The organism is Psychromonas sp., assembly GCF_047632995.1.
Lineage (GTDB): Bacteria > Pseudomonadota > Gammaproteobacteria > Enterobacterales > Psychromonadaceae > Psychromonas.
Genome location: NZ_JBLIEK010000017.1, coordinates 1 through 11,302, shown reverse-complemented (window position 1 = coordinate 11,302; position 11,302 = coordinate 1). Strand labels below are relative to the sequence as shown.

Annotated in this window: 8 protein-coding genes; 3 read left to right on the top strand and 5 right to left on the bottom strand. The window is 42.1% G+C overall.

What is annotated here, in order from left to right; all coding sequences use genetic code 11:
• The first annotated feature begins 38 nt into the window (after window positions 1-38).
• On the top strand, window positions 39-917 hold the full coding sequence (locus tag ACJAT7_RS04920) for a hypothetical protein (protein WP_415225686.1): 879 nt from the start codon (window positions 39-41) through the stop codon (window positions 915-917).
• Window positions 918-1,005: 88 nt separating this feature from the next.
• Here ACJAT7_RS04920 and ACJAT7_RS04915 read toward each other — a convergent pair whose 3' ends face one another.
• Entirely contained in the window at window positions 1,006-2,982 is a 1,977-nt protein-coding gene (locus tag ACJAT7_RS04915; protein WP_415225685.1) for an ATP-binding protein, read from the bottom strand.
• Window positions 2,983-3,179: 197 nt separating this feature from the next.
• On the opposite strand from ACJAT7_RS04915, the gene prlC reads away from it, so the two are divergent.
• Entirely contained in the window at window positions 3,180-5,231 is a 2,052-nt protein-coding gene (prlC, locus tag ACJAT7_RS04910) for an oligopeptidase A (protein WP_415225684.1), read from the top strand.
• Window positions 5,232-5,415: 184 nt separating this feature from the next.
• Here prlC and cobO read toward each other — a convergent pair whose 3' ends face one another.
• The gene (gene cobO / locus ACJAT7_RS04905) at window positions 5,416-6,009 is read right to left on the bottom strand and encodes a cob(I)yrinic acid a,c-diamide adenosyltransferase (protein ID WP_415225683.1); all 594 of its coding nucleotides are present in this window, start codon (window positions 6,007-6,009) and stop codon (window positions 5,416-5,418) included.
• Between the two features lie 73 nt (window positions 6,010-6,082).
• Entirely contained in the window at window positions 6,083-7,390 is a 1,308-nt protein-coding gene (gene nhaA, locus ACJAT7_RS04900; RefSeq protein ID WP_415225682.1) for a Na+/H+ antiporter NhaA, read from the bottom strand.
• Between the two features lie 238 nt (window positions 7,391-7,628).
• Here nhaA and ACJAT7_RS04895 point away from each other — a divergent pair, with 238 nt between their 5' ends.
• Window positions 7,629-8,840, top strand: coding sequence for a DUF945 family protein (locus ACJAT7_RS04895; RefSeq protein ID WP_415225681.1), 1,212 nt, complete (start codon window positions 7,629-7,631; stop codon window positions 8,838-8,840).
• Window positions 8,841-8,921: 81 nt separating this feature from the next.
• Here the strand turns inward: ACJAT7_RS04895 and ACJAT7_RS04890 are convergent, their stop codons facing one another.
• A complete protein-coding gene (locus ACJAT7_RS04890; RefSeq protein ID WP_415225680.1) occupies window positions 8,922-9,551 on the bottom strand; it encodes an MBL fold metallo-hydrolase in 630 nt (209 codons plus the stop codon).
• A gap of 60 nt (window positions 9,552-9,611) precedes the next feature.
• Window positions 9,612-11,171: a 2-isopropylmalate synthase gene (gene leuA / locus ACJAT7_RS04885; RefSeq protein ID WP_415225679.1), complete on the bottom strand. Its 1,560-nt coding sequence runs from the start codon at window positions 11,169-11,171 to the stop codon at window positions 9,612-9,614.
• Between the last annotated feature and the right edge of the window lie 131 nt (window positions 11,172-11,302).

Here is an 11,302-nt window from a genome sequence, read left to right as displayed (position 1 = left end):
ATTTGTCAAAAAAGATAAAAAACAGAGGATGTTATAATATGAAATTGAATAAATTAGTCATTGCAATGGGCCTCGCGAGTGCGGTATTAACCGGTTGTGGCAGCGATAATACGACAACACCAGTGCCAGTACCAACACCGGAAACTGATTTTTCTATCACAGCAATTGATGGTTATATTGTACACGGGCTTGTGACAGCTACCTGTAACGACATTGAGTATACTGCGCGTACTAATGAATCCGGTGTTGCGGCAATATTGGCTGATGGGTCTGATATTAGCGATTGTACAGCGGAAATAACGGGTGATGCAGAGACGCGTGACCTAGATGCGCCAGACGTAGCATGGTTACATACAATGGCTACATTGAAGGGGTTATCTGTTATTAACCCGTATACAGATGTTGCGGCTGTTATTTTTGCCAATAATCCTGCTTTATCAACTGCCGAAGTGATGGATGAAGTTTTCACACTTTTAAATATTACACCTGATGTTGTTGCAGGCGGCGTGAACCTGTTTGCTGATTACGGTGCCAATAATGTGAACTCTGGTCTAGATACAGAATCGCTAGCTAAAATTTCTGTTTTAGCGCACTCTACATTTTCAGCCATTGTAAAACTTAAAGCCGCACTACCTGCAAATGCGACGCCTGCACAAGCAAAAGCGTTATATGCAGCTGTTCTACCAAAAGTTACAGCAATGGTTGCAGCTAAAATAACTGAGCTTGGTCAATCTAATCTGGCTGGAAAAGTGTTTGTTGCTGAGTTTAAGTTGCCTACACTCAAATTTAATGAAGACGGCACTTTGAAAAATCACTTTTCCGATTTAATTATTGAGTTAGTCGAGTTGCTTGATTCAACTGCTACAGGTACAGGTACAGGTACAGGTACGGGTACAGATGGTGTTGGCCAAGGTTAATATTTCTAATGAATAATAAAAAGGCGCTATTTATAGCGCCTTTTTATCTCTGCATATCCATTATATTTGTTGTCAGAATGGCAAAAAACTAGCTATTTGAGCTCGCTTGATAAGGAATTTTTATCTTAAAGTGGGTGCCTTTTTTAGCCGCTAGATATTGGATATCACCTTTGAGTAACTGCTTAACTATATTGTAAACAATATGCGTGCCTAAACCACTGCCACCTGAGCCGCGTTTGGAGGTCACAAAGGGGTCAAAGATACGATCAGCAATCTCATCCGGAATACCTTTTCCTGTATCGCGATAATCAATCTGCAATTCATTACCCTGCTGTTTTATATCGATATAAATATCACACGTGCCTTCCCAGTTTTCAAAGCCATGAATTAAAGAATTAAGAATTAGGTTAGAATAAATTTGCGCAAAACTGCCGGGAAAGCTGTAAATAGAAAGATCTTCAGGGCAGGTTACATACACTTGGCCGGGGACTTTTTTGAGCTTGTGTTTAAGAGAGGTGAGAACCTGATTAATATTGTCGGCTAATTTAAAGGAGTAGCAGGCTTCACTTGACTGGTCTACTGCAACCTGTTTAAAGCTACTGATCAGATCGGCTGCCCGATTCAAGTTGGTATGTAATAAGCGGCCGGATTCGGATATGCGCTCGATTACTTTTTTTACATAACTGCGTGTTAAACTGTTATCGTCTAATCTGGTTTCTAATGTGTCTATCTCCTCTTGTAAGAATGATGCTGCAGTGACGCAGATACCTATCGGCGTGTTAATTTCATGAGCAACACCTGCGACCAAGCCCCCTAATGAAGCCATTTTTTCCGATTCAACTAATGTTAGCTGGGTGCGTTTCAGTTCTTCTAAGGTTTCTGTTATCTGTTTGTTACTATCTGTCAGGGCCGCTGTGCGTGTATTGACCTTCTCTTCAAGTTCGTCATTAAGTCTTGTTACTTGCAGCTCTATCTGTTTCTGTGGGGTAATATCATGACCAAAGCCGATCAGGTATTTAATATTCATCCCTTCGTAAAAGGCTGAAAAAGTCCAGAGCAGCGTGTTTTTTCCCCCCATTTGATCATGCATATCAATTTCAATGCCTTGAATCGCTTCATTATTCGCAAATTTATAACCTATTTTCTCTTTATTATCATCAAGGACAAAAATATCCAACCAGTTTTTATTATGCAACTCTTCTTGGCTATAGCCGGTTAAGATAACGGCTGCAGGGTTAATGGTGGATATGGTCAAGTCCGAGTCTAAACAGCAGATCACTGTGCTCGATGAATTTATGATGGTGGCGGAGAAGTCACGCTCCTGCTGTAATTCCTCTATTGCGATCTTTTTGTCAGTGAGCTCGGCAACGATCCTTTTTTGCATTTTATTGAGCAGATAAACCAGCTCATCCAGTTCATCCGCATCAGAAATGGATTGCCTGCCGTCCAAAATAAGATTTTTATTATGTGTATTGAGTTTTATATGACGCGTATAGCGTGCAATTTTATTGATATGGCGGATCACTGTGTAGTAGATAATTAATAAAATACAGATTGAAACCAGCATAGTTTTGATCGTTTGACTCACCAGAATAAGTACTGATTTGGCAATTAATCGGTCATAAACTTCACTGAGAGAGGCCGCAACAAAAAGGGTACCGACCACCTCGTCCTGGTAAACAAGGTCAAATTTTTTGCTGATATCAAATTTATCTTTTAATATTCCCTGTTCAATCAAAGGAACTTCTGTATTACCCAGCACTTCATGAACCCGAACATACTGCATGTCGGAAAGTTTCATAATGCCTTCAATTTGAATTTGAATTTGCTCTTCATCAAGATTCCATAAGCTCGCTGCCATGGGGTGTAAAAAACTGGCTTCTATTTGATCGATACTTGCTTCAATTTTCCTTACATCTTGTTTGTAGTCCCAAGTTAATTGCACGAGCGTGATGATAACTGCCAGTGCACTGCTGCATAGCAGGATATAAGCCAATAATCGAGTAGATAGCGTGTGCTTTATCTTTATTGGGTTGAATATTGAAAAGATATTTTTTAATTGCATTCTTAAAAATCCGAGTCATGGCAAAGCGAGAGGCCGTAGTCTGCCATAAGCAATCGCTTCTCCCTACTGTTGAGCTTATAAAATGTAACCAATCGCTAATAATTTGTAGATAAAAACGGCACTTGATTTTTTAGTGAATGCCCATATCTCTAATATATACGCACAATTGTAACTTTTCCTTTATTTAGAAGACTGCTATGAACAATATTGAAAAATCAAGCATCAACCAAACAGATAGTTTGCCTTTATTTAGTCAAATCACACCAGAACAAATAATACCTGCTGTAAAACAAGCCATTAGTGAGAATAAAGCGTTAATAGAAAAAAAATTATCAACACTTAACCATTTCAGTTGGGATAATTTTGTCAATGTTTTAGATGAAGCGGATGATCATTTATCTAAATTGTGGTCGCCCGTTGCCCATATGAATGCAGTTGTCAGTAATGATAAGCTTCGTGAAGCGCATGATGCCTGTTTGCCTCTATTTGCCGAATACGGCACTTTTGTCGGTCAGCATCAAGGCTTGTATAAGGCCTTTGTGAGTATCGCCAATAGTGATCAGTTTGCCGGTTTAAAAACGGAACAGCAAAAGGTCATTAATGATGCGCTACGTGATTTCAAGCTGGCGGGCATTGCCTTATCAGCAGATAAAAAACAACGTTATGGTGAGATTAAGCAACAGCTTGCTTTACTGCAGTCACAATTTAGCAATAACGTTATGGATGCAACCTTGGCATGGAGTAAATTAATTACCGATGTCAATCTATTAGCCGGTTTGCCTGAAAGTGCATTGGCCGCAGCTAAGCAAGCCGCGCAGGAAAAAGGTAAAGAGGGTTACCTGTTAACACTCGATTTCCCAAGTTATCAGCCTGTTATTACCTACGCTAAAAACCGCAAGTTGCGCGAAGAGGTGTATCAAGCATTCACTACGCGCGCCTCTGATCAGGGGCCAAATGCGGGAGAGTTTGATAACACCGATATTATTGAACAACTATTGGCACTGCGTCATGAATTGGCGCTGTTATTGGATTTTTCCGATTATGGTGAATATAGCTTAGCCACTAAAATGGCTGAAACTCCTGAACAGGTGATCTCCTTTTTAACTAAGCTGGGTGAAAAATCATATCCGCAAGCGATTAAAGAGCGCGATCAGGTGTTAGCCTTTGCCAAAGAGATGGATAACCTTGAGCAGTTACAATCTTGGGATTTAAGTTATTATTCGGAGTTATTAAAACAGCATCGTTATGCGATATCAGATGAGGAGTTGCGTCCCTACTTTCCTGAAAATAGAGTGGTCAGCGGCTTGTTTGCCGTCGTCAATCGTCTCTTTGGCTTAACCATCAAAGAGGTATTTGATGTTGATAGCTGGCACCCGGATGTGCGGTTTTTCGATATTTTTGATCAGCAGCAAACGCATATTGGCAGTTTCTATTTAGATCTCTATGCGCGCGAGTTTAAGCGTGGCGGGGCTTGGATGAATGATTGCCGCGTACGTCGCCGTCAAGTGAATGGTGAGTTACAACTGCCTGTGGCTTATCTCACCTGTAATTTTAGTAAACCACTTGGCGATAAACCGGCGCTATTTACACATAATGAAGTGATCACTCTGTTCCATGAGTTTGGTCACGGGCTGCACCATATGTTAAGTAAGATGGAGTCTGCAGCGGTCTCCGGTATTAACGGCGTGCCATGGGATGCGGTGGAGTTACCCAGTCAATTTTTAGAAAATTGGTGTTGGGAGCCAGAGGCGTTGGCCTTGATTTCAGGGCATGTAAAAACTGGAGAAACCCTGCCGGCAGAGTTGCTTGGTAAAATGTTAGCCAGCAAAAACTATAACAGTGCCTTAATGATGCTGCGTCAATTAGAATTTTCACTATTTGATTTTGTACTGCATCATGAATATCTCCCTGAGCAGGGATCACAGGTAGAGCAGGTGCTCAATAAGATCCGTGAGCAGGTCGCGGTGATTATTCCCCCTAAATTTAACCGTTTCCAGCACAGCTTTAGTCATATCTTTGCCGGTGGTTATGCGGCGGGTTATTACAGTTATAAGTGGGCCGAGGTGCTCTCTGCAGATGCATTTTCTCGTTTTGAAGAGTTAGGTGTGTTTAATCAGGAAACCGGACAAGCGTTTCTACAGGCTATTTTAGAGAAAGGCGGCAGTGAAGAGCCAATGGATCTGTTTAAAAACTTTATGGGACGTGAGCCGAGCATTGATGCCCTGCTTCGCCATTGTGGTATTAACTAGTTTGTACTGTTAACTAGTTAAAAAACAAGCTAGAAAGTGGCCAATAGGCTGTTTTCTAGTTGTTTCTCACCTGCTTAGGAATCGTTGCCAAATAACTTGCTCTAAATTATTTCCAAAAAGCCTTAAATGACTGGCTATTTTGAAAACAAAAGAGCAAGTAATTTTGAAGCCGATCCTTAATTACCTACCATTCAATACCCGCTTGTGCTTTAACGCCCGCCTTAAATGCATGTTTTTCATTTAAAATTAGGCTGTAAGTATCCACCGCATCAATCAGTTCCTGGCTTGGTCCGCGTCCGGTTAAGACGACATTCATTTTTTCTGGCCTGTTTTTTAATGCGTTTAGCGTGGGCTCAATATCTAAGTATTGATACTTAAACATGTAGGTGATTTCATCGAGGATAACCAGTTGATACTGATCATCTGCCAACAGCTGCTGTGCTTTTTCCCATGCTTTTTTCGCGCTGCTAATATCTTTTTCTCTATCTTGTGTCTCCCAGGTAAACCCGTCCCCCATGGCGAACCAGTCAACATTTTTTTGCTGGCTGAAAAACAGCTCTTCGCCGGTAGACATCGCGCCTTTTAAAAATTGTACAACCGCAACTTTATGACCGTGGCCAAGTGATCGCGCTAACATGCCAAATGCCGAGCTGCTTTTTCCCTTACCTGGACCTGCAAGTAAAATAGTTACACCGCGCTCCTGATCCGCGGCAGCAATTTTCTGATCTTGCTTTTCCTTGACCGCCTGCATTTTTTTCAAGTATTTCTGATCGCTCATCTTTTTCTCTACCTTATTTTTCAAGACAAAAAACCTGCTAAAAAGTTGCAGGCTGCTAATGTTTACTAGCCTATTAAGCAATATTGTTAGTGGCTGGTTTCGCCCTTACTAAAATCAGGTAGCCGATAATACCCGAGAGGATTGACGCCACTAGCACGGTAACTTTGGCTATAATTTGGAACTCTGGATCCTTCAAGGCAAGATCTGTGATAAAGAGTGACATAGTAAAGCCCATCCCAGCTAAGAAACCCGCACCAACTATATGCGTCCAAGTCACTCCCCTGGGTAACTGTCCTAAATTTAAAAGCGTAAGCAGTTTGGTAAACAAAACAATGCCCAGAGGTTTACCGATAATTAAACCGGCTGCGATGCCTAATACAATGGGGTTGGTCAGCTCCGCAAGCATGCTGCTGTCGATACTGATACCGCTATTGCCCAATGCGAAAAAGGGCACAATAAAGAGGGTGGAGATGGGGTGCAGGGCCTCTTCTTTAAGTTGCAGCGGATTGGCCGCCTGAAAGCTTATTGCCTTGATTTTTTTTAGCGTTTTAATGGCATGAGTAGTCAAAACATCATTTTTAAAATGACGATCGCTTTCTAAATCAGTTAACAATATTTTGGCTTGCTTGAGGTAACTGTCCATTGATATTTCGCGACGAGAAGGGATGGTAAAGGCGACTGCTACGCCAGCAATGGTTGCATGTACGCCCGACGCTAAGAAGCTTATCCAGACAATAGATAAGCCGATAGTGTAGTAAAAGAGGGGGCTGCGCACGCCCGCACGATTGGCAATCGCCAAAACGACCAAACCGACCAGACCAAAGGCTAATTCATTAACGAAGATCTGTTCGGTATAGAAAATAGCAATAACAATAACCGCCATTAAATCATCACCGATAGCCAGTGCGGATAAAAATAGTTTTAAGGTTAAGGGGACTCGGCTACCAACAATGGCTAATACGCCCAAGGCAAAAGCGATATCGGTTGCCATGGGGATTCCCCAGCCATTGGCAGAGGGAAGTCCTAAATTGATCAGATAATAGATAGCCGCGGGGAAAATGACCCCGCCTATGGCTGCAAACAGGGGTAAGGATGCCTTTTGAAAGCTGGAAAGATCGCCATCTAACAATTCACGTTTAATTTCCAGACCGATAAAAAAGAAGAAAATGGCCATTAAAAACTCATTGGCAATTTTGTGCAGGTTTATCACATGTACTTTGTCACTTAACCCCGTTGATACTTCCCATAAGGTGTTGTGCCAAAAGTGGTGATAATGTTGCGGTGCTATATTGGCCCAAAACAGTGCTGCCGCAGCTGCGATAAGGAGTAATACTCCGCCTGTAATCGGGCTATGTAGCCAGTGCCATTTATGTGAAGTCATTAATGCTCCTAAAGAATAAATCTGTAGACTTGGTATATCTACGTGCGTTGAGTATAAATAATATACAAAGCCTAGTGTTTAACTAATCTGCTTGCTGTAATCTACAATGTTTTAATTAAAGAATGAAGTAAGATCGTGACATTTTAGGTCAATGAGGCAAACTTCTATTTTTAGTGCGCTTATCGCTAAATTACTTGCACATTCATTTTTATATTATTCCCTGCAATTTGGACGCCCCATGAAAAAATTATTAATTAGTCTGCTGATTGTCACTGTCGTTTTATTATCAGGTACGTACGTTGTCGGTAACCGGGTGGAAAACGAAACTCAAATTATCTTGGCAAAAAGCGCTGAACAAGGTTTATCAAGCAAACTGATTCGTTATGACCGCCATTTTTTAAAGGCAACGGCGGTTAGCGAGGTGACAGTAGTGATTGACGGGGAGGCGCCGATTGTTTTTGAAATCAACAGCTCAATAACGCATTACCCCTACAAGGCAGTCATCACCAATCAAATCCGTGTACTTGATCCTGATCTGAGTAAAAAAATAGAAGAGTATTTTGCCAGTAAAAATTGGATAAGCTCGATAGAAGAGATCAACTTATTAGGTCAGTTAACGGGTCAACTCAAGTTATTGGCGGGTAGTTATCATCACGGTGAAGAGCACTTTGCAACAAAAGCGCTGCAGTTGGATTATCAGGTTAATTTGCAGGATTATTCCGGCTTGATCAACTTAAATTGGCCGGGGTTGCAGGCGCAGACAAGTGATGGTGATTTTTCAGTGGAATCGGTGCAGTTAAAATCTAACTTTAGTTCGTTATCAGCACACAATGAATATGATTATTTTGCTGAAATTGCAAATGTAACTATCCAGCAAGAGGATTTTCAATCTCTATTACAGGGGATTGAACTGCAGGGCAGCAGCAGCGAGGGTAAGCAACTCGATACGGTTGATACTAGCAATGAATGGAAAGTTGCACTTTATGAAGTTGGCAGTGGCAGCAAACGGGTATTTACAAACAACCATATTAAGCTTGATATAGAAGGTTTATATTCTCCCGCACTGCATATTTTAAGTGCAGCTTCGGAGGATAGCCAACAAGTTGAAAAGGCGCTTTCAGCCTTATTGATCCACGGTGCTAAGTTAACCCTTGCAAAATTAAACTCACAAACGCCTTGGGGTGATGTAACGGGCTACTTAAGCGTAACTCTGCAACCGGGTGCTCTATTTAGCGACGTTGCGCTTAATCCCTTTGCATTATTGGATTATGTTACAGGCAAGGCTAATTTTCTTATGCCTGCGGGCTTATTGGAAGAGCCGCACCTATCTGAGCCTCTACAGATGGGGCTGAGGACAGGATTCTTAAAGATGCAGGAGCAAATGCTCAGCTTTGAAACACAATTTAAGCAGGGCGAGTTAACTGTGAATGGACGGGTGATACCGCTGTAGGGTTCTAATTCTTTAAATATAATAAAAAAGGGCAGTTAGCCCTTTTTAGCTTTTATCTGCGCAATACCGCTTTTGTGTTTGTTAACGTAAAAAAGGGTTGCTGGCTTTTTCTTTGCCGATAGTGGTCGTCGGACCGTGGCCCGGATAAACGAGGGTTTCAGGCGGCAGAGTTAATAACTTTTTCTTAATGCCGCTAATCAGTTGCATCTGATTTCCGCGCGGAAAATCAGAACGACCCACACTGCCGTTAAAGAGAATGTCACCGACAATAGCTTGCTTGCTTTGCTCATCAAGCAGCGCGATATGGCCCGGTGTATGACCTGGAATATGCAGCACTTTCAGCCTAATATTGCCCACTTCAACAATCTCATTTTCCTGCAGCCATCTGTCGGGATCAAAACTAGGGGTGGTTGGGAAACCAAAACGCTGGCTTTGCGCCTCTAACTGTTCCAGCCAGAACAGATCCTCTTTTTCAGGGCCGATAACAGGCACATTGAGCTCTTTAACAATGGCCTGAGTGCCACCGACATGATCTAAGTGGCCATGTGTCAAAATAATTTTATCCACGTGCACGCCTTGATCTGTGACTATTTTTAAAATTTTTGCATGATCGCCACCGGGATCAACAATCGCAGCTGTTTTGGTCTCTTCACAAATTACTAAACTGCAGTTTTGCTCATAAGGGGTAACCGGGATAACAATAACTTTCATTACTTCACTTCTCTTTAAATAAGCCGGCAGCAAACAGAAGTTTGCCGCGCAACTTTTGAATTAAACCTGATCGGTACGCAGGCGCTCTTGCTTCTGCACTTCAATTGCCTGTGCTAAGTGGATATGATTCATAACATGAATCATAGCTTTCGCAGAAGAGGCGATAATATCGGTGGACAGGCCTAAGCCATGGAATTTTTGTCCTTTATAAGTGGCCACAATATCCACCTGACCTAATGCATCTTTACCTTCACCTTTGGCACTGATGTGGTAATTATCCATACTGATATCTAAACCTGTAATACGCATTAAGCATTGGTATGCCGCATCAATCGGGCCGTTTCCTGTCGCAGCCTCGACGATTTTCGGCTGATCGCCGACAGTCATAGTGACCGTTGCTGTTGCCACCAAACCTGTTCCAGAAACAACCGTAATATTTTCCAGTTTATAGTATTCAGGTTGATCATTGACGGTATTAAAGAACATTAATGCCTCTAAATCGTAATCAAAAACTTGCCCTTTTTTATCTGCAAGCTCAAGGAAGCTGGCGTATAACGCTTCAATATCATAATCGCTATCGCGGTAGCCCAATTCCTGCATGCGATGCTGAATAACATGGCGACCGGAGCGCGAGGTTAAATTTAATTTATTGGTTAACAGGCCAACACTTTCAGGTGTGATTATCTCATAAGTATTCTGCGCCTTTAAAACACCATCTTGATGAATACCTGAAGAATGCGCGAACGCGTTGGCACCGACAATCGCTTTATTGGCTTGAATTGGCATATTACAAAGCTGGCTAACCAATTGGCTGGTGCGTGAAATTTCAACCGGGTTGACGCTGGTGGTAAAGCCCATTTTCTTTTTACGCGTGTGTAAAATCATTACCACTTCTTCAAGTGAACAGTTGCCGGCACGCTCACCAATACCATTGATAGTACACTCAATCTGACGCGCACCGTTTTCAACGGCGGTAATTGAATTGGCCACTGACATCCCTAAATCATCATGGCAATGCACAGAAATAACCGCTTTATCTATGTTTGGCACACGATTGAATAGCGTTTGGATAATGCCGCCAAATTCACTGGGGATAGTATAGCCGACGGTATCGGGAATATTGATGGTGGTTGCGCCCGCTTTGATCGCCTCTTCAACCATACGGCATAAATTATCAATCGGTGTACGTCCGGCATCTTCACATGAAAATTCAACATCATCGGTAAAGTTACGAGCATATTTTACGGCATTGACACCCATTTCTAATACCGCATCAAAAGTGCGCTTTAATTTGTTTTCAACGTGAATGGTTGATGTTGAAATAAAGGTATGGATACGAAACGCATCAGCAACTTTTAAAGCCTGTGCTGCGGCATCAATATCTTTAGGCAGCGCACGTGCCAGGGCACAGACGCGGCTGTTTTTTATCTCTTTGGCAATGGTTTGCACTGATTCAAAATCACCGGGGGATGAAATAGGGAAGCCCACTTCCATAACATCAACACCTAAGCGTTCAAGAGCAAATGCGATCTGTAATTTTTCTTTTACGGTAAGGCTTGCGCTTAATGCCTGTTCGCCATCGCGTAATGTGGTGTCGAAAATAATAACTTGATCGGACATAAGAAATCCCTCTTCTTTGGGGTTAGGTCATTTATACCCAAGCTACTTCAAGATGCAGGAATCAGCAAGTCGATAAATGATGAGATTCTAGGCAGCAGGTTGATGATCTAGTCATTCTAAATCAAAACCTG

Excerpts from the sequence above, each read along its gene's own strand:
- ACJAT7_RS04920 (WP_415225686.1), top strand. The coding sequence starts at position 39 with ATGAAATTGAATAAATTAGTCATTGCAATGGGCCTCGCGAGTGCGGTA.
- ACJAT7_RS04915 (WP_415225685.1), bottom strand. The coding sequence starts at position 2,982 with ATGCAATTAAAAAATATCTTTTCAATATTCAACCCAATAAAGATAAAG.
- prlC (WP_415225684.1), top strand. The coding sequence starts at position 3,180 with ATGAACAATATTGAAAAATCAAGCATCAACCAAACAGATAGTTTGCCT.
- cobO (WP_415225683.1), bottom strand. The coding sequence starts at position 6,009 with ATGAGCGATCAGAAATACTTGAAAAAAATGCAGGCGGTCAAGGAAAAG.
- nhaA (WP_415225682.1), bottom strand. The coding sequence starts at position 7,390 with ATGACTTCACATAAATGGCACTGGCTACATAGCCCGATTACAGGCGGA.
- ACJAT7_RS04895 (WP_415225681.1), top strand. The coding sequence starts at position 7,629 with ATGAAAAAATTATTAATTAGTCTGCTGATTGTCACTGTCGTTTTATTA.
- ACJAT7_RS04890 (WP_415225680.1), bottom strand. The coding sequence starts at position 9,551 with ATGAAAGTTATTGTTATCCCGGTTACCCCTTATGAGCAAAACTGCAGT.
- leuA (WP_415225679.1), bottom strand. The coding sequence starts at position 11,171 with ATGTCCGATCAAGTTATTATTTTCGACACCACATTACGCGATGGCGAA.